We start from the raw sequence: 19,217 nt of genomic DNA, 5'->3' as shown, positions 1-19,217 counted from the left end.
CTACCCCTCTCTTTTTATGGACAATCCGCATTTCTCTACCGCTCTGAAAATCCCCTCATACCCTGTGCATCGGCATATATTCCCACACAATGCTTTCTCGGCCTCAGCCCTCGTTGGAGATGGATTTGATTCCCACAACGCGGTTAAGGTGACTACCATGCCTGCGGTACAGTAACCGCACTGCAATCCCCCCTCCTCTAACATCGCTTGTTGAATCGGATGCAGCTCTTCACCTGCTGATATCCCCTCAATGGTCGTAAGCTCCTTGCCTGAAGCCTGATACGCCATCAGTAAACAGGAGTTCACAGGTTGACCATCAAGCAGAATCATACAAGCGCCGCAGCGCCCAATTTCGCAAGAAACTTTGGTTCCGGTCATCCCCAAGTCCTCTCGCAGTATCGCTGACATCCGCTTGGATGCAGGGACTGGCATGGAGACCGCCTTCCCGTTAATGGAGCAATCTAGCACAAAAGATGTATTAATCACTGGCCTCCACCCCTTCTAACCAATCGATGGATTGCACGATGTCTTCTGGTGATATGGGCAACTTATTTACCCAAATGCCTGTCGCTTGCCGCACTGCTGCCGTAATGGCTGGCGCCAAACCGACAGAGCCGATTTCTCCAACGCCGCGAGGGCCAAACGTATCTCCCTCCGGCAGTTCTTCAATGGCTTCAACTTGAATGCTGAGTGGGCTATCGCTGAAAGTGGGAACGAGGTAAGTGTCCAAGTTATGCCTTAGGTAGCGGCTATCTTGCATCACCGCATCCTCGGTCAGGGTATAGCCCAAAGCCATCCCACTACCGCCCTCAATTTGTCCAAGAAAGCCCATCGGATTAATCACAGGACCTGCGGCGATGACGTGATCGGTCTGCAGCACCTTGACTCGACCGGTCAGCATGTTAACTTCAACCTCTACGATTGCAGCTGCGTACGAGTACAGATAGTGCGCCCCGACCCGCCCTTCGGGCGTCGTCGGGTAGTCGAACTCCGTATGCGCCAAGATCGGCTTCCCTGCTGCCGCAGCGGCCTCCGCATACGTGACAACCGGCTCCCCGGATTCATCACCCTTGTGATGAATTCCGCCTGCGCCGGTTGCGAGCTCTGCGGCCGGAACGCCGCAGAGCTGCGAAGCCTGCTCCAGCAGCGCCAGCAGGAAGGCTGGCTTCAGCCGCTGGAGCGCGCGCCACATCATCGTGGTGGCGCGGGAAGCTGTGCTCGACCCGCTGCTCGGCACGCGGTCGGTATCGCCGATGACGATGCTTATGTCATCAGCGGCGCAGCCGAAGCCCTCCTGCAGCATCAACGTGAGTGCTGCATAGAGCCCTTGGCCGAACTCCTCGAAGCCGAAGGAGGCCTGGATCTTGCCCTCCGGCGTGAGCTCGATGCGGCCGCCGGAATGGTCGGGGATGCCGAGGCCGAGCCCGGCACCGTGCATCACCAGCGCAGCGCCGACGCCTCGGCGCAGCCATGGCTCTTGCGCAGCGGGCGGCTGCTTGGCGTAGCGCTTCGCCAAGAGCGGCGACTCCTGCGCCTTGGCCCACACCTGGGCCGCGCCCTCGGTGGCTACGATGGGCTGGCCCATCGGGCCAGGATCGGCTGGCTCGCGCAAGTTAAGCTTGCGCAGCTCCCACGCGTCCATGCCGAGTTTCTCGGCTAGACGTTCGATTTGGCTCTCCACCGCGAAAATCACCTGATTGCCGCCGAACCCCCGAAACTCGCCAGACACACCGTTATTCGTGTAAACGCTCTTGCCTTCTACATCCACATGCAGGATTCGATAAGGACCTATCGCATGCTCGGTTGCGAAATTCAAAACCTCACAGCCTAATGTCGCGTAGGCGCCTGTGTCCGCTAGGATGCGAACTTGGTGCGCAATCAGCTTGCCTTGCTCATCTGTGCCTGTTTTCATCGTGATCCGCATCGGATGACGCTTAATGCCTGCGATGACGGATTCACGACGGGAATTGTGCATTTTGATCGGCATACCAGTCTTCAACGCCATCAGTGCGCCGAATGGCTGCACATTCAGCTCATCCTTGCCGCCAAATGATCCGCCTATCGGGCTGGAGACGACTCTGATCTGCTCCTCTGGCACGCCTAGGATTCTCGCTAGCTGAAAGCGATCCTTATAGCCATGTTGGGTCGGCGAGTAGACAGTCAATCTTCCATTAACCTCAGGGATAAAAAGTCCGCCTTCAGTTTCCATATACGTATGCATTTGCCGAGGTGTCAGATAAGTCTCTTCAACGACGTGTGCGCAAGTTTGAAAAGCGGCCTCTATATTCAAATCCCCATGTTGCAAGGTTGTTTGATGCAGCAGATTCCCTTCGGGATGCAGCAGGATCGTCCCCGCTTCTAACGCGGTCTCTGGATTATCTACCAGAGGAAGCGGTTCATACACGACCTCAATGAGGCTTAGTGCGTATTCTGCAATTTCCTCCGTATCTGCAGCGACGGATGCCAATGCATCCCCAATATAACGAACCCGATCCTGACAAAACACAGGCTGATGCGGAAAAGCAATACCGAATAAGTTCAACCCAGGCACATCAGCCGCCGTTAGAACCGCGCGTACGCCAGGTAATTGTTTGGCTTTTGTAGTTTCAATAGAAAGAATCCAAGCATGCGGGTATTGACTTCGAAGTACCTTACCGTGAAGCATGCCTGGTGCTGTTAAATCCGTCAGGTAACGAAGCTCCCCCGTCACTTTCTCTTTCCCGTCAGGTCTAATGATCCATTTCTTCGCATTACGATTGAGGAGCATAGGCTCCGCCCCCTTTGCGCCAAGCTTTATAACACTCCGATATGATCAGATTCGCTGCCGTCTGCTTGCGATAAGCAACCCCTGCATAATCATCCGCCACAGCGTTAAACTCCGCCATTACGCCTTTATGCAGATGCTGTAAGACGGCCTTCGATAATGGTTTTCCGCATATTTCTGCTTCTAGTGACGGAAATCTCGCAGGAATCGCATTGCCTCCCCCCGCTGCTAAAGCGATGTCGGCAATCGTCCCATCTGCTAATAGTGAAATCCTTCCTGCAACCGTAACGACCGATGGCGTAAAGGCCTCTCTCCGTCCCACTTTGTGGTAGAACTCATGTAGGAATCCCGCTTCTTTCGCAGTCTCTGTCTGCACGATTATACTTGTCATGATCTCATCCTCAGCCCCGAGTGGAGCAGCTAGCCAATCCTGCAACGCCATCATTCGTTCGTTCTGTCCATCTGTGCATCGTATTTGCGCATTCATCACCAGCAGAGCAGGAATCAGATCGCCTGTACGTGTCATCACATTGCCTCCGACCGAGGCTAAGTTCCGAATCGACGGAGCCGCAATCTCTGAGCACGCCTGCACGAGGAGACTACATTTCTGTTGCACTAGCTCGTTTTTCATCAAATCTGCAATGCATAAGGCAGGACCTATATGAACTTTCCCTTGGGCAGTAACGGTTAATCCCGAGAGTGTAAGAATTCGTCCAAGACTAATGAAATGCTGCGGCATCGGGGCAAGCCGATTCTCCCACCGTGTGCGAAGCCAAGTACCTCCGGCAACAATGACCGCATCCTTGCCCCATTTATGCTTCAATTGAATCGCTTCCTCCACACTCGTTGGCTGCCATACGGAAGGCTGCTGTTCAGGTAGTTGATGCATCGGAACTGACATATTCAACCCTCCTCAGAGTTTCTGAATGACCACGTGCTCGTTATGCGTTCTGAGTTTACCGAATGAAGCCGGCATGCTGCGTGGTGACGCTGGGTGTTCGCACGAAACTTTTAATAAATTAGATTTACTATAAACAATATTCCAATTTTGCGTCAACTAACATAACATCATTTTGTTTTTTATATACAAAAATAGTGCATCATTCGTATCAATGCACTATTTCGCTTTTTATATGTTATTTAATTTAACATTGATTGGTGTTTGAAGATGTCTTTTGCTTCTTCATATCGCTCCACCGTGTCGACATCCATAAATGTTAAAGAGGCTGCCTCGATGATTTGACCGCGAAAGGCAGGCAAGTGAAACAGCACTCGCGCACCAGTATCTCCTTTTAATGCTGAAGCAGCTGGCCACATGCCTCGCCCTAGAATGACAGGCGGCTTAGGCACTCCACCATCACCGCTAGCAACGAAATCGCAGCCAATCTCCGCGTTATAGGCAGCAATCAGCTCCTCTAGAGTTGAACCATCAATAAATGGCTGGTCCGCCAGCATAACCATAACTCCGTCAGCCTCCGACTCTTCCGCCGCTTGTATACCCGCGCGAAGTGAATGTGCCATGCCCAATCCCGCATCTGGACTCACGACCAGTCGGCATCTGCCACTGGCAAGCTGACTACGAGCCACTTCCGGCAGCCATTTCAGCCCATCTCCTTCGCGTACAACGACAATCACCTGCGCTAACTCCGCACAGGCGAGCGCCTTCAACAGCGCTAGACCTCCAAGGCAGATGCCAGCTGCCAGTTCTAGAGATTGCTTCGCAGTCCCCATGCGCCGACTACTCCCCGCCGCCAAATAAACACCCACGATTTGTTTCGGTCTTACCATGAGCAGAAGCTTTGGACATCCCGTCCATGAGCTAAGGGGGATCGCCACGATCCAGCTCCATGTTTCCCGCGTTTGATCGCAATCAGCTCAGCTGCAATACTGATCGCATTCTCGAACGCGCCCTCGGAGCCGATGTTGAGCCCAATTGGCGCGTGCAGCCAGTCAGGGCGCTCGAAGCCCTCCAACATTTTGGCCGTACGCTCCTTGGAGCCCATAATGCCGAGATATTGCAATGGATAGGCTATGACTCCTTGGAAGAAAGCGGTATCCTTTTCGAACTGGTGACTCATGATAACAACGTAGTCTCGCTCATTTAGCGCAAGCTTTTTGACTAGCGTCTCTGGAAAAGCCACCATCGTTTCGACCCCAGGAAACCGTTCTGCCTTACATACAGCCTCTCTCCAGTCCGCAACAACCACACGAAAGCCGCTGTTCGCAGCCATTTGCACGAGCGGGATTGCATCTAGATTCGCACCGAATATGATGACTCTTGGTTTTGGCACAAAAACCGTACTCGTCACGAAATGTAAGGACTCCCTCACAGCCGTTTGCTCATCTATACCAGATCCCCGCAACGCATACCTAATCTCCGAATACCCATCGGTATAGGTGCGAATGAGTTCTACGGTTTCACCCTGATCTAACTTTTTTTTCACCACCAGCAAGTTAACCAGCAGCTCTCCGGCAAGCGGCTCTAGCAAAATACGAATTAACCCACCGCACCCAATTGTCTCCCCCCAACCAAAGTCATCGGCTGGCCTCATATCGTATTCAACCATTTGCGGCTTTTGTGATTCCCACACACTGGGCACGTAAGCAGCGAGATCCCCTTCCAAACACCCGGGAGAAATGCTTCCCACCATACTTCCATCTGCCATTAATAGCATAACAGCGCCTTGCTTGCGATAAGCGTGGCCTTCCACATGAATCACTGTTGCTAATACACGAGCTCCTGTATTACTTTCCACAGCTTGCAGAATGTCATAAGCCTCCATCGCTCATCGCCCCTTCTTTTTCTCAGTAGATGCTTACCCGTTACCAGCCAATCGCTAACCCATCGCCACGGGGATCCGCCGCCCCGCTTTTGAAACCTTGCTCGTCAATGACAATGCCCTGCGCCTGACCCATGATGCCATCCCATGCATGGACGGGCTCTACACGATGTCCCCATTGCTTCAATTTTGTATAAACCTCAGGTTCAAGCCGATGCTCCAGTTTTAGCGCATCCCCCTCTTCTCCCCAAGTACGTCCATATACCCAACGTGGAAGCGAAATAGCTTCTTGAATCGATAAACCATAATCCAATACCCCCGTGAGTATCGAAAGCTGCGTCTGAGGCTGACCTTCTCCCCCTTGCGTGCCGAACAGCATATAAGGCTTTCCGGCCTTACTTACCATGGCAGGCATCAACGTATGGAACGATCTTTTGCCAGGCTCCAACACATTCGCACAAGCAGGATCAAGTGAGAAGAACGAGCCGCGATTTTGCATAATAATACCTGTATCTCCTGGAACGTAAGCTGCCCCGAAATCAAAATAGAGACTTTGAATAAAAGAGACGGAATTCCCCTCCTCATCCACAACTGCCGCATAAGCTGTATCTTGACCGATAGCTGGCGAGAGGTGCTCACTCACCTTCATTGGATTGGTCTTAATGTCATCCCAAAGCTCTTGCGCGTATGATTTGGACAACAATCTTTCGAGTGGAATGTCCCTGAAATGAGGGTCCGTTAAATAACGGTCGCGATCTTTGAACGCCTTCTTAATCACTTCCGACATGAGATGATAAAAATTAGCCGATGCCCTTGGTACAGCTGCCATATCAATATGTTCTAACATATTCATCATCATGAGTGCTGTGAACCCTTGCGAGTTCGGCGGCATCTGATAAATTTCATAATCACGATATGTCGATGACAGCAGTTCCACCCATTCTCCGGAAAAACCGCGGAAATCTTCTTCCTCCAGCAAACCGCCGTCTTGTTTAACACAATGAATAATCGACTGCATGAGCGAGCCAGTGTAGAACGCATCTCTGCCTTCTTGCTGAACCAGTCTCAACGTTCTTGCCAAATCAGGCTGAATTAGCCGATCGCCTTCCTTCAAAAGCTTGCCATCACACATATACAACGCACTAAGCTGTGCAGAAGCCCGAATGTAAGGCTCATCCTTACGCATCCAGAATAGTAAGTTCCGGGAGATCGGAAACCCTTTTTCCGCATAGCCAATCGCTGCGTCTAATAACTTCGCCCAAGGCAGCCTGCCGTGCTTTTTCCACACCTGCCACCAAGCATCCACCATCCCCGGCACTGTAATTGCACTCAAAATGCCACGCTGGGGAATCTTATCCATCCCACTCTCGCGATAAAAATCAGGCGTCGCCTTCGCAGCTGACTTCCCGCTTCCATTAAATCCGGTATAAGCGCCAGTAGCTGCATCATACATAAGGAAAAAAGCATCCCCGCCCAGCCCCGTCATATGCGGGTAAACAACGCCGAGGGTCGCACTAATCGCAATGGCCGCATCAAAAGCATTGCCTCCTTGCTGCAAAATCGCACTCCCCACAGCACTAGCTAAATAATGCGGTGTAGCAATCATGGCTTGCTCTGCTCGTGGCATGATGTTTAACATGATTATTCCTCCCGTTTTAGAGCGTATACGGCTAGCGCAGCTTGTAGCGCCTTCCCTACAGAAATATCCACACCATGCCAATGTAGTGTTGCTTCCAGTGCCCCAAGCACGTGAAGCACGTTTTTCTGATTACAGCTAAACCCCATCGTGCCAATGCGCCAAATCTGTCCCTTCAATGGACCGAAAGATGAGGCGATTTCAATGCCGAAGCTATTCAGCAACATCGCGCGTACCTCTTCCCCAGCGACCCCACTGGGAATACGAATGCAGGTTACTACTGGCAGCTTACACATTGGATCACCGTATAGCGTCAACCCCATCGCCTGCAAGCCTGCAATCAATGCCGTCTCGTGACGTTTGTGCCTATCAAAGCGCGTCTTCAGCCCCTCCTGCAGCACAATGCGCAAGCCTTCGCGCAGTGCATACAGCATCGTTGTAGCCTCTGTATGGTGATTCAGCCTCTTCGGACTCCAGTAGTCCTGCAGCTGTCCAAGATCGAAATAGTTGCTCGCTACAGCGTTCCCCATCGCAACAGGAGAGCCCTTTTCCCTCAGTCCACGCTCAATCGTTTTACGGCGCAGCACCTTCGCCTCCACACGGTCATTGTACGTAATCGGTGACATGCCCGATGGGATGGATAAACATTTTTGCGTTCCGCCAATCACTGCATCCAGCAGCCATTCATCCGTTTTCACAGGAACTCCGCCAATTGTTGCAACAGCATCCACTACAAGAAGAGCATTCATTTGACGACAAGCTGCACCAATTCCATCGAATGGTTGTATACAACCTGTAGAAGTTTCCCCATGGACCATTGCCACAATGGCAGGCTTCTCCCGCTCAATGGCTGTAATGATATCCACTGGGTCAAACACAGCACCCCATTCCTGCTCAATGGTCATCACTTCGGCCCCACAGCGCTCAGCGATTTCTACTAACAAATGCCCAAATCGTCCGTATATCGGCACGAGTACCTTATCTCCTGGCTCAATGATACTCACAAGCACAGCTTCTATACCTGAACGGGAAGTCCCATCGATCGGAAAAGCCCATTGGTTGTTCGTCTGGAAAACTTCACGAAGCATCTCCATCGTTTCATTCATCAGCTCTGTGAACTCAGGATCAAACTGACCAAGAATCGGATACGACATCGCCCGCAGCACCCTAGGGTCAACCTCTACAGGACCTGGGGTCATAATTGTTCGAAGGGAGGGTGATAGATCTTTATAGGTTTTCATCTGCTTTTCCCCCGTAGCCATATTGATATAACACATGAACGAGTGTCTGAAAGCCGACAATCAGATCTTCCGGCTTTGTGAACTCTTTGGGACTATGGCTGATACCAGCTCGGCTTGGCACGAAAATCATCGCTGACGGACAGATAGGCCCGAATAGCTGCGCGTCATGTCCAGCCCCGCTTGGCATCCGCATATGTTCGTAGCCATAGAAGTCGCAGGCAGCCTCAATTTCCGCTGATATCCCGTTATCCATGGCCACTGGTAAGGCATTTAGATGTTCCACTGCATCTATATGAAGTTCTCTTCGCAAAGCGATTTCCATAAATCTTACTAACAGTTCTGCGCGAAAAGCCTCTATCTTTCGTTCATCCGTATGCCGAATATCTAATGTAAATTCCACTTCACCTGGCACTACGTTCGATGTTCCATGCTTCACTTCTAAGCGTCCTACGGTGGCTACCAAAGGTTCACCCTCCGCAAGTGCCATCTTCTCTGTCAGCGCAACCATTTCGGCGGCGGCAGCCAACGCATCTTTGCGCATCGTCATCGGGGTCGTTCCAGCATGATTTGGCGTACCCGTAACCACGATCGTCATTCGAATTTGGCCCACAATGGCCGTTACTACACCAATTTGCTTCTCTTTAAACTCTAGGACCGCGCCTTGCTCAATATGAATTTCGATATATACGCCTATATCCTCACGCTTGGCTGGGTAGAGCTCGCCTTGTGACGTTTCAAATCCCGCCTGCTCCATCGCCTCTAGCAATGTAACTCCCTCTGGATCGGCAAGTCCGATACCATCTGTTAGTGAGAGTACGCCTGTCACATGACCGGAGCCCCAATACGCCAAAGGAAATCGACTTCCTTCTTCCTCGCAAAAGGAGACCATCTCCAAGGTCCGTTTCGGTGTCCCGTACACGGCCTTCAAATAGCCAAGCGCCATCATCGATGCGATAATGCCGTAGGCTCCATCGTATTTCCCGCCGTTTTTGACGGTGTCCATATGGGATCCTGTGAGCATCGGTTTCAACGATGGATCCGATCCCTGCAATTTGCCGTACACATTGCCGATTTCATCAAAATCTGCCTTGAGCCCCATGCTCTGCATATTGTCGATCAGTGCTAGTTGCGCTTTGAGCCAAGGCTCCGCATACAAGAGCCGGGTCACGCCGCCTTCTGGATCAGCGCCGAAGGTCGCTAGCCAATCCAAAGCTAGCAGCATGCGCTCCCCATATTGAACTAGCATTTCCTCCTGTGGGTGGTGTTGCATTTTAGCCATCTAGCCCGCCTCCGATCGATGCACTGTGACGCAACCAAGCTCCATCCAACGTTGTTCCAACACCCACATCTCGTTCATAGACCTGAACACCTCGCAGGAAGGTTGTTTTCACGCTGCAGTCGAACATTTTGCCCACATAGGGACTCTGCTTATGGCGGTAAAATAAGTCATTCTCTTGCAAGGTATAGCGGGCTGCCAAATCCACCAAAGCTAGATCCGCGTCAGCTCCAATGGCGATTTTCCCCTTGCGAGGGTAGAGCCCGAATCGTTTGGCTGGGGTGAGCGCTAGCATACGAGCGATCTCCGTTAGCGGAATCCCTCTACGGAGATGACCTTCGTGCAGCATAAGCTCCAGTGAGCTTTGCGCGCCTGAAATGCCGCCCCAAGCTGCGAAGAAATCCCCCTGCTTCATGTGCTTGGGAGATGGCGAGTGGTCCGATGCAATGATGTCGAACCGACCTGCCCTCAGCTCCTCCCACAACTGAGCCTGATCTTCCGCCGTTCGTATCGGAGGCGCGCATTTTGCAAGGGGCCCAAGGTTTTCAACCTCCGTATCTGTTAGCGCCAAATAGTGCGGGCACGTCTCTACGGTAACGTCAAGTCCGCCCGCCTTCGCTTCCGTAATCACCTGCACCGCCTCTGCGGAGGAGATATGAACGAAGTGCAGCTTACAGCCTGTCTGCTTCGCATAGCCCAATGCTCGGTTAACAGCTTCCACTTCTGCGGCTATCGGCCTTGTCGCAATGAAATCCAAAGCGCTGTGCTTGCCTGCTTGGGCAGCCTCAGCAGCGAGCCTCGAGACGATCTCTTCGCTCTCCGCATGAAGAGCTAGCACCAGACCTAAGCGCGCGATCTCCACCATACCTTCCAATAGCGTCTCATCGTCCACTTCGGTGAATATATCTTCTCCTTCTCCGCCAGGGCATGACATGAACGCTTTAAAACCAATCACACCCGCTTGAGCCAGCCCCTCCAGTTCGCTGATGTTGCCGGGGACAAGTCCGCCCCACAGGGCGTAATCAACATGGGATTGCCCTTCGGCTGCTTCCAATTTCTTCTCCAAGGCACTGAGCCGAACCGTAGGCGGAACGCCATTGAGTGGCATATCGATGTAAGTTGTGCATCCACCTGCAGCTAGTGAGGCAGAGCCTGTAAGGAAGCCTTCCCAATGACCAAGAGCCGGTTCATTCAAATGAACATGTGCATCAATCATACCTGGAAGAACGATTAAGCCTTCAGCATCATAAACAGGAGTCTGCTCCGAGTACACGAGGTTGTTGCTTAGTGCTGCAATTTTACCGTCTCGAATCCCGATGTCTAGCTGCTGACACTCATCTTGCAGGACTACAGTTCCTTTGTGAATGATAAGATCGAATCGATTCATCCTACGAAACCCTCCCTCGAAGCTCTCTGTCTATTTCATTAAGGCTGACTAGTTTGGCTTAACTTCCGCGATAGGTGTTATACCCCCAAGGTGCTATTAATAAGGGAACGTGATAATGGGAAGTGTTATTAGCGACACCAAAACGAATCGGCACCTGATCTAAAAAAGCTGGTTCTGGCAGGTCCACACCCTTCTCCCTGAAGTAATCGCCAACATGGAAGAGAAGTTCATACGTCCCTATTGTAAAATCATCCCCACTTAACATTGGCCCAGGCAGCCTGCCGTCTGTATTCGTCACTTCGGAGCGAACCAGGTCTGCTGTGTTTCCTCCCAATCGGTACAAGTCAATCCTCACGCCAACCGCCGGTCGTCCGCTGCTTACATCCAGAACGTGCGATGTGATCCCAACACTCATAGGCCCTCCAGATCACGCTTTGTTATCGAAAAGCCTTGGAAACCATACGGCGGTCTAGGCTCTGTAAATACCTTGCCTTCCCCAACAGAAACTTCCTCCAGTATCGTTTCCCATGTCCGATTGTTGGATTCGAAGCGGATTTCCTTCAACTGTGGGAAGCGCAGTAATGAGCGTTGCCCAATGCGATAAATGAGGTTCTGGATCGACGGCGAATGCTGTTCATGGAATACCGTATGCGCAATATCACGAATCTGCTCAGCGGCTACATAGCGCCCTAGATCAGCATCGAAGGCATCCTCTTCCGATTCATAGCTCCATGCGATGTCTAGAAATATAAACAAAGGGCGATCCGACGATTCCGGCAGTGTCGTGTACTCATCACGAACGAAACCTGCGAAGGAGCTGCCTTTGACTTTAATCAGCTTGAGGTCTGCAATACCAGCAGCGTGGTCGATGACGACGATTTCAGCCGCTTTGCGAACGAGCTCTACCGAAGCGATTGGGTGTTCATTTTGTGAATAGCGATATACTAGATTTCCTGCTTCCAAGCCATTTGAACCTGGTACCTGCAACGTTTCGAAGGCCACCTGATCCGCACTCATTTTGATCCCCGTCATCCAAGGGTACTTCTCAAGGAAGAGACGACTTGCGAAAGCTAAAAAACCCTCAGCCGTAGCCCCTTCATACTCGCCCGCTTTGCGCAGGATGAAGTTCTTCATGGAATCTGTCGCCACAACGTTCGTGTTATCTCCCTCGCTAAATGATGTAAACAACTTCTCACCACTCACCGCTACTTTAATATTCATCCCAAAAAGTACATTATCCCGCCCTGTGAAACCCGATTCCGGAATCAGCGTGATATTTGTGAGCGGTTTAGCGTAGGAACGATAGACCCATACATCACCCTTCCCGTAGTACATGATTCGATCTGCACCCTTTGCTTGATCCATCACTTTCTCCTCCGTTTCATTCATTACGATGTCCGCCAGACGGAAACGCCCAATCTTACAAACCTCTTTCAACGCTGTTTGCAGCTCCACTTCTGGAGCCCCTTGTATGCGTTCACGCAACGCTTTGCGTATCGTATCTTTGGTCTGTCCCTTGACCGCCATGATAAATGGAAACTGGAAACGGTCCGTGTACTGCTTATTTAAAATAAGAAACTGTTCGTGTTCTTCAGGGGTTAACTGGTTTAGGCCGGCACCGGACTGCTCCTGGACGGAGTGATCGGTCATTCGTACGCGTGTACCTAAATCGGGATGAGCCCTAAGCAGCGCCAGCTGTTCTTTACGACTTGCTTGTTCTACCTTTTGTTCAAGAGAACTAATCATCTCTTTGACGTCGGCAAACGGCAGAGAACCAGCAGCCCTCTCAGCTACCCAAGGCGAATGCTCAAATAGAGGACCAAACGTTAGCACGAATGCTTCATGACTCATTTCGTTGACTTGCTTCTGCGTGATTTTCATAGCCTCTTCACCTCGATTTAATCCTAAAATCCCCTGCATGCTTTACCAAGATTTGTTTCATTGTAAATGCGACATCCCTATGGGTCAATTTATATGAAAGAAGTTTGTAATCTTTCATAACATCGTTAAGTTTTTTTGTGTTTTTGCTAAAAAGGCAGCCCCGGCACGCTTTCCGATCTCACTAGTCAAGCCCTCCACAAACACAAAAAGCCACCAAAACAACAAACATCCCGGTGGCTTCCCAATATCAATCCCAGTACCCGCTATGCGCCGCGACTGCCGCTTCCACAACCTCAGGAACAGGACCGATCACCTGGATCGGCTTGTTCCCTCTGGCAAAAACCTCACGACAAGGCAGCAGCAACGTCGGATTCTGCTCATGATCTCCCGTCAGCCCTGCAAGCATCACTTCCGACATCGCAAAGACAACGCGTCCCACGTTGCCCCAATACATCGCTCCCGCGCACATCGCGCATGGCTCCGTCGAGGTGTACAACGTACACGCCCACAACTCTTCCTTGCTATATCGCTTGGAAGCTGCCTCCATAAGCATCGTTTCGGCATGACCCGTGCAGTTCGATTCGGTAATCTCGACATTGCCATGTTCCAGCAAAATCTCGCCCGTTGGCCCAACGAGCAACGAACCGAATGGCGTATTTCCTGCCTCCCTCGCCAGCAAGGAAAGCTCTACACATCTTTTTAAATACGGAATATGAACCTCAAATTCACTCATCTTTTCTCCTCCAAGTTAGGCTCACTATGCCTCCGATTTTTCCTTCTCTCTTCCCCACTAAACTAAAATCTCTGCTCCCGTATATAAGGCACTCCCAGCGCCTCAGGCGCACCAGATGGCTTATTCTTATTCCGCCAACCGAGGAACATCAGCACCAGGATGGTGACGACGTACGGAATCATTTTCAAAAAGTAAGAAGGAATATGACTGCCGATCAGCTGCACGCGGAACCCCAGACTATCCAACACGCCGAAGAAATAAGCGCACACGAGCGCACGAATCGGATTCCACCTCGCAAAAATAATGAGCGCCACCGCAATCCATCCCCGACCCGAGGTCATCCCCTCGTTCCACGTCGGTGTGTACACAAGCAGCAAATCTGCCCCGCCTATCCCAATCAGCATCGAACCCACGACTATGCATCCGTAACGAATCGCGATTACAGGAACCCCCATCACATCCGCCGTAGCCGGATTATCCCCAACTGCGCGCAGATGAAGTCCCCATGATGTGCGATGGATGAACAAGTGCATCGCCAGCACGAGCACGAAACTTAACCATGTAAACAAATCCATATGGGCAAAAATCCCTCCAATGACCGGCACAGGCTCCAACCACGGCATATCGAGTTTCGGCACCGCACCCACAAGCGGCTGACCACTCACAGGCTTCCCCAGATATGCGCTAAGGCCAGCACCAAATATCGTCATCGCCAACCCGCAAACAACCTGATTCGCATGCAGCGTCACGCATAGGAATCCATGGAGCAACCCAAGTACCCCGCTCACCGCGAGTACACACAGAATGGCCAGCGCTAAACTTCCTGTATGTATGAAAACGAGGCAAGAAGTCACCGCCCCCATTAACATCAAGCCCTCAGCGCCAAGCTGCATAATGCCAGATCTTTCGATCAAGATGCCACCCAGCACGGCCAAAAGCAACGGTGTACCCGAAGAGATCGCCGAAACAATAATTTGTGTGATCGCATCCATCTCCTGCACCCCCTCTATCCCCTCGATCATTAACACCATTAACTAAAATAACTTTCCCCACCTCACCAGCCCACGCCTCGCTCCTCCGTACCATCCAGCCCCCTCAGCTGTTCCGACGAATACGAAATTTCCCCGCCATGCCGCCAGCAATGAGGAAGAACAGTATCGCCCCTTGAATCATGGAGGAAATGGATGACGGAAGCCCGATCGTTTGCACACTATATCCGCCTACAATCAGCCCGCCAAAAAGCACCGAAGCAACCACCAGCCCAATCGGATTCAACCTCGCGAGCCAAGCCACAATAATCGCCGTGTACCCATAGCCAGGAGATATCCCATACATGAGACGGTGAGCTACCCCAGAGACTTCCCCCATACCAGCGAGTCCTGCCAATCCGCCACTAATTATCATCACCAGCAGGACATGTCTGGAAATCCGAATACCCGCATTTTTAGCCGCCTCACTATTGGCACCAATCAACCTCAGTTCATAACCCCAACGTGTATAACGGATAACAAAGGCATAGATTAAGACAGCGATACTGGCAAAAATCAGTCCCATATGCAGCCGCGAAGTACCAAAGGTAGGCAAGGACTGCGCCACAGAGAACATCGGCGATCCCGGGAAGTTAAACCCTTTAGGATCTTTCCACGGTCCGAAAACCACATAGTTCAGCGCCAGCAACGCCACGTAATTCAGCATCAACGAGGTAATCAGTTCATTTACCTGAAAATAGTTCCGTGGTATCGCCGTCAGCAATCCCCAGAATCCGCCGGCCACGATGCCCGCGACCATCATAGCTGGCATCGAGAGGTACATCGGCAGATGTGGAAAATAAACCGTAATTGCCGTCGCCGCCATCGCCCCAGCCACAAACTGACCTTCCGCCCCGATGTTCCACACGGAGATGCGGTAAGCAATCGACACGCCCAGCCCGCAAAGAAGCAGAGGAATTGCCTTCACTAACGTTTCCGTCATTCCAAAGGTGGAGCCGAAGGCTCCCTTCACCATTTTGCCGTAGACCATGAATGGATTCATGCCATTCAGCGCGATAAAAATGCCACAAGCCACCAACGCCAATACGATGGCGATAATCGTCACCCACCAAGGGCTGTTCGCCCCTGCGGGATCGATTTCCAATCGAAACGGCAAACGAAACCCTGTTCCACGCTTTGGCACTTTATTTTCGATCGGAATACTGCCTGCTGTTTGTTGATCACTCATCCTGCATCCTCCTCCGATCCAGCCGTCATCAGTATACCGATGTACTCGCGGCTCGCCGCTTCCCTAGGCATATTCCCAACTATGCGCCCTTCGAATATCACCAGAATACGGTCAGCTAGCCCCAGCACCTCATCCAAATCCTCCGAAATGAGCAGCACAGAGCGACCCTTGCTTCGCAAATCCTCCAACAGCTGATACACGCCCTCCGACGCACCTACATCGAGTCCCTGTGTCGGATGCACGGCAATCATAAGCTTAGGACCTTGATCAATCTCCCTAGCAAAAAGCAGCTTCTGCTGATTCCCACCCGACATGAACTGGACTGGGGAATCGATCCCCGACATTTTCACATCGAACTTGTCGACCAATTGCTGAGACCAACTCCGGTTACCTCCCTTTCGCAGCAAGCCGAATCGCGACCGCTCTGACGAACGGTACGTTTTAAACAAGAGATTATCGACCGCTCCTAGACTCCCAGCAAGACCGCTCCGCATCCGATTCTCCGGCACATGCCCGATCCCAAGTTCAATCGCTCCCCGAACCGAACCATTCTGCATCATCTTTCCGTCAAAATGGACCTCCCCCTGCTTCCACATACGAAGCCCGGTCAGCACTTCCGCCAGCTCCTTCTGCCCGTTCCCGGAGACGCCTGCAACACCGACAATCTCCCCTTCATTGACCTCAAAATGAAGCCCATCCAGCGCCTTGCGTCCATGGTCCGCATAGACATCAAGCCCCTTGACCCTGAGCATCGGCTTACCAATCGCCTTCGTTTTCAACGGTGCTCGGCTCGCTACACTCATCTCGCCCACCATGAACTGCGCCAGCTCACGCTCGCTCGTTTCTGATTTCGCCATCGTCGCAATCATCTTGCCTTTGCGCATGACCGAGATATGATCCGCCGCGAACATCACCTCTTTGAGCTTATGCGTCGTCATAATGACCGTTTTGCCTTCCTTCTTCATGTGGTCCAGCGTCTCAAACAGCTGATCAACCTCTCCCGGTGTCAACACCGACGTTGGCTCATCCAAAATAATAAAATCCGCTCCCCGATAGAGCGTCTTGACAATTTCCACTCGCTGCTGCTCGCCAACCGATAGCTGCCAGATGGGCCGATCTACGGGAAACAGCAGCCCAAAATGCTTCGAAATCGCCTCGATCTCCTCCGATTTCTTGGACAACCAACCAGGTCCGCGCCAGAAAGAAGCAGCTTCCCCAAGCACAATATTCTCGGCAGCCGTCAGGGTCTGCACGAGCCGGAAGTTCTGAAACACCATGCCGATCCCCAGCTTCATCGCGTCCTTCGGCGAACGAATGCGCACCTTCTCGCCATGTATGTAAATCTCACCGCTCGTCGGCCGGTATACGCCGGACAGCATGCACATCATCGTGCTTTTGCCCGCACCATTTTCGCCAAGGAGCGCATGAATCTCGCCAGATCTCGCCCGGAAATCTACCTCATCGTTCGCCAGCACAGAACCGAACTGTTTAACGATTTGGATCATCTCGACGGCATTCTTCACTTGTGTTTGTGTACGCATTGGCCCCCGACCTCCCATCTTTATAAAGCAAAAAAACAGCATCTCCCCCACTAGGGATTTGCTGTTTCAGGAAAAACGATATGGCCGATCTGTAGTTTATCCCTCTTTCCTCACTATACGGTCCGCCTATCTTTAACGTCAATAAACATGACATAAAGTTTGGTCCCGTAACGAAAAGAGGCGCAAGCTTTGTGCTTAGCGCCAAATTTAAGTGAGGTTAGATTACGTGGATAGAAAAATCCCACCATATACGAACCCGGCAAGAATGACAAAAGCCGGATGAATCTTACGTATTTGAATCAAATAAAAGGCAATCGCAGCGATCCCAAAAAACTGCAAATACCCGATCGCTTTCGTCGACTCTACCAAGCTGCTCCAGGTAACCAGCACCATCATAATCGCAATAACCGGCTGAACCAGCAATGTCATCCCTTTAATCACAGGGGATTGCTTGTATTTCTGCAGCATATTCAGCAAAATAATGAGTGCAATAATCGACGGAACGACCGTTGCCGCCACCGCAATCAGCACGCCGATCCAGCCGCCGATTTGGTAGCCGACGTACGCTGCGATTTTCGTCGCAATTGGACCCGGCAGCGCGTTGCCCAGTGCCAGCATATTGGAGAACTCACTGCTGTTCATCCAGTTATGATTCGTCACGATCTCTTGGAACATCAGCGGGATCGATGAGGGACCACCGCCATAGCCAAACACATTGGCCAGAAAAAAACTAACGAGCAACTGCCACCAATCCATCATACGCCATCACCTTTGCTAAGCGTTTTCTTGCTTTTCGCCCACTTGTCCTTCAGCTTATGATGAAAAGCTCCATATAAAAGAAACATAAATATCACAATAGCGGGATGCACTGATAATGGTTGTAGCAGCAGGAACGCTATAATGAAAAAAGTAACCCCCGCCGGCCATCCTAAACCTTTGATCGCCTTCTCGCCAAACTCATACGCCATCACGCCTAACATGACCGCAACAATCGGCACCACTGCCGCAATCATACCCTTGATCACCTGCGACGTGCTAAAAAACGTAATAAACGAATACAACCCCACCATCGCCACACATGTCGGCAAGATATGTGCCAAAACGCCGAGCAGCGCCCCCCAGCTCCCTTTGAGCCGATAGCCTAGATAACCTGCCAGCTTCGTCGCAATCGGCCCCGGCAGCGTATTCGCGATCGCGAGCACCTCCATGAACTCCTCATCCTTCATCCACTTAAAACGCGTCACCGCTTCATACCGAATTAACGGCACAATCGACGGCCCGCCGCCATATCCCAAAATCCCTGTTCGGAACATCGCCATCCCTATCTGAACATAGGCGTTCTCCACTATGTATCACTCCCCAAAAAGTCAACTAAGCTTTATTGTATTATAAAATGCAGCCATTATTAGGATTCACGTTATTTTTTTGTGAAAATGACGAAATATCTTTGCATTCTTGGAATTTAGTATGCAAAAAAAGAGCCTTACTTGGATTCATCCAGGTAAGGCTCTTTCAATTGCTTGGCAACGTTCTACTCTCCCAGAACCCTGCGGTTCAAGTACCATCGACGCTGGAAGGCTTAACGGTCGTGTTCGAGATGGGAACGCGTGGGTCCCTTCCGCCATCATCACCAAACAGTCAAAGCGTTTATTTGCGCCTTGAAAACTAGATACGAAATTTCAACGTAAGTCTTACTTAGGATTTTTTGGGCCCCAATCAAGTATTCGGAATTCGCTACAAAGCTTTTCTTCACTTGGTTGG

The 19,217-nt window shown here is 51.4% G+C and carries 17 protein-coding genes and 1 rRNA gene; all 18 read right to left on the bottom strand.

Annotated elements, in window-relative coordinates; genetic code table 11:
• On the bottom strand, nucleotides 1-486 hold the full coding sequence (locus AC58QT_RS30705; protein WP_497412317.1) for a (2Fe-2S)-binding protein: 486 nt from the start codon (nucleotides 484-486) through the stop codon (nucleotides 1-3).
• The gene (gene pucD, locus AC58QT_RS30700) at nucleotides 479-2,767 is read right to left on the bottom strand and encodes a xanthine dehydrogenase subunit D (protein WP_497412316.1); all 2,289 of its coding nucleotides are present in this window, start codon (nucleotides 2,765-2,767) and stop codon (nucleotides 479-481) included. The genes AC58QT_RS30705 and pucD overlap by 8 nt, the downstream gene beginning before the upstream one ends.
• The gene (locus AC58QT_RS30695; protein WP_497412315.1) at nucleotides 2,751-3,665 is read right to left on the bottom strand and encodes an FAD binding domain-containing protein; all 915 of its coding nucleotides are present in this window, start codon (nucleotides 3,663-3,665) and stop codon (nucleotides 2,751-2,753) included. The genes pucD and AC58QT_RS30695 overlap by 17 nt, the downstream gene beginning before the upstream one ends.
• A gap of 239 nt (nucleotides 3,666-3,904) precedes the next feature.
• Nucleotides 3,905-4,552 carry a nucleotidyltransferase family protein gene (locus tag AC58QT_RS30690; protein WP_497412381.1) on the bottom strand — a complete coding sequence of 216 codons (648 nt, stop codon included), beginning with the start codon at nucleotides 4,550-4,552 and terminating at the stop codon, nucleotides 3,905-3,907.
• A complete protein-coding gene (locus AC58QT_RS30685) occupies nucleotides 4,546-5,547 on the bottom strand; it encodes an XdhC family protein (RefSeq protein WP_497412314.1) in 1,002 nt (333 codons plus the stop codon). The genes AC58QT_RS30690 and AC58QT_RS30685 overlap by 7 nt, the downstream gene beginning before the upstream one ends.
• Before the next feature lie 40 nt (nucleotides 5,548-5,587).
• A complete protein-coding gene (ggt, locus tag AC58QT_RS30680; RefSeq protein ID WP_497412313.1) occupies nucleotides 5,588-7,183 on the bottom strand; it encodes a gamma-glutamyltransferase in 1,596 nt (531 codons plus the stop codon).
• Nucleotides 7,184-7,185: 2 nt separating this feature from the next.
• Entirely contained in the window at nucleotides 7,186-8,421 is a 1,236-nt protein-coding gene (locus AC58QT_RS30675) for a pyridoxal-phosphate-dependent aminotransferase family protein (protein WP_497412312.1), read from the bottom strand.
• A complete protein-coding gene (locus AC58QT_RS30670) occupies nucleotides 8,408-9,700 on the bottom strand; it encodes a Zn-dependent hydrolase (protein ID WP_497412311.1) in 1,293 nt (430 codons plus the stop codon). Before AC58QT_RS30670 ends, AC58QT_RS30675 begins: the two co-directional genes overlap by 14 nt.
• Entirely contained in the window at nucleotides 9,693-11,084 is a 1,392-nt protein-coding gene (locus AC58QT_RS30665) for an allantoinase (protein WP_497412310.1), read from the bottom strand. The genes AC58QT_RS30670 and AC58QT_RS30665 overlap by 8 nt, the downstream gene beginning before the upstream one ends.
• 58 nt (nucleotides 11,085-11,142) lie before the next feature.
• Nucleotides 11,143-11,499, bottom strand: coding sequence for a hydroxyisourate hydrolase (uraH, locus tag AC58QT_RS30660; protein ID WP_497412309.1), 357 nt, complete (start codon nucleotides 11,497-11,499; stop codon nucleotides 11,143-11,145).
• On the bottom strand, nucleotides 11,496-12,965 hold the full coding sequence (pucL, locus tag AC58QT_RS30655) for a factor-independent urate hydroxylase (protein ID WP_497412308.1): 1,470 nt from the start codon (nucleotides 12,963-12,965) through the stop codon (nucleotides 11,496-11,498). Before pucL ends, uraH begins: the two co-directional genes overlap by 4 nt.
• Nucleotides 12,966-13,212: 247 nt before the next feature.
• Nucleotides 13,213-13,698 (bottom strand): nucleoside deaminase, encoded by a 486-nt coding sequence (locus AC58QT_RS30650; RefSeq protein ID WP_497412307.1) that lies wholly within the window; start codon nucleotides 13,696-13,698, stop codon nucleotides 13,213-13,215.
• Nucleotides 13,699-13,760: 62 nt separating this feature from the next.
• The gene (locus AC58QT_RS30645; protein ID WP_497412306.1) at nucleotides 13,761-14,690 is read right to left on the bottom strand and encodes an ABC transporter permease; all 930 of its coding nucleotides are present in this window, start codon (nucleotides 14,688-14,690) and stop codon (nucleotides 13,761-13,763) included.
• A gap of 103 nt (nucleotides 14,691-14,793) precedes the next feature.
• A complete protein-coding gene (locus tag AC58QT_RS30640; protein WP_497412305.1) occupies nucleotides 14,794-15,915 on the bottom strand; it encodes an ABC transporter permease in 1,122 nt (373 codons plus the stop codon).
• A complete protein-coding gene (locus tag AC58QT_RS30635) occupies nucleotides 15,912-17,456 on the bottom strand; it encodes an ABC transporter ATP-binding protein (RefSeq protein WP_497412304.1) in 1,545 nt (514 codons plus the stop codon). Before AC58QT_RS30635 ends, AC58QT_RS30640 begins: the two co-directional genes overlap by 4 nt.
• 222 nt (nucleotides 17,457-17,678) lie before the next feature.
• The gene (gene chrA, locus AC58QT_RS30630) at nucleotides 17,679-18,215 is read right to left on the bottom strand and encodes a chromate efflux transporter ChrA (RefSeq protein WP_497412303.1); all 537 of its coding nucleotides are present in this window, start codon (nucleotides 18,213-18,215) and stop codon (nucleotides 17,679-17,681) included.
• On the bottom strand, nucleotides 18,212-18,802 hold the full coding sequence (gene chrB, locus AC58QT_RS30625) for a chromate efflux transporter ChrB (protein ID WP_497412302.1): 591 nt from the start codon (nucleotides 18,800-18,802) through the stop codon (nucleotides 18,212-18,214). Before chrB ends, chrA begins: the two co-directional genes overlap by 4 nt.
• 172 nt (nucleotides 18,803-18,974) lie before the next feature.
• Nucleotides 18,975-19,091, bottom strand: a 5S ribosomal RNA gene (gene rrf / locus AC58QT_RS30620).
• Nucleotides 19,092-19,217: the final 126 nt, after the last annotated feature.

The sequence above is a fragment of the Paenibacillus sp. J31R109 genome, assembly GCF_059692055.1.
Note: the sequence above shows the minus strand (reverse complement) of the source record. Positions and strands in the feature narration are given on the sequence as shown.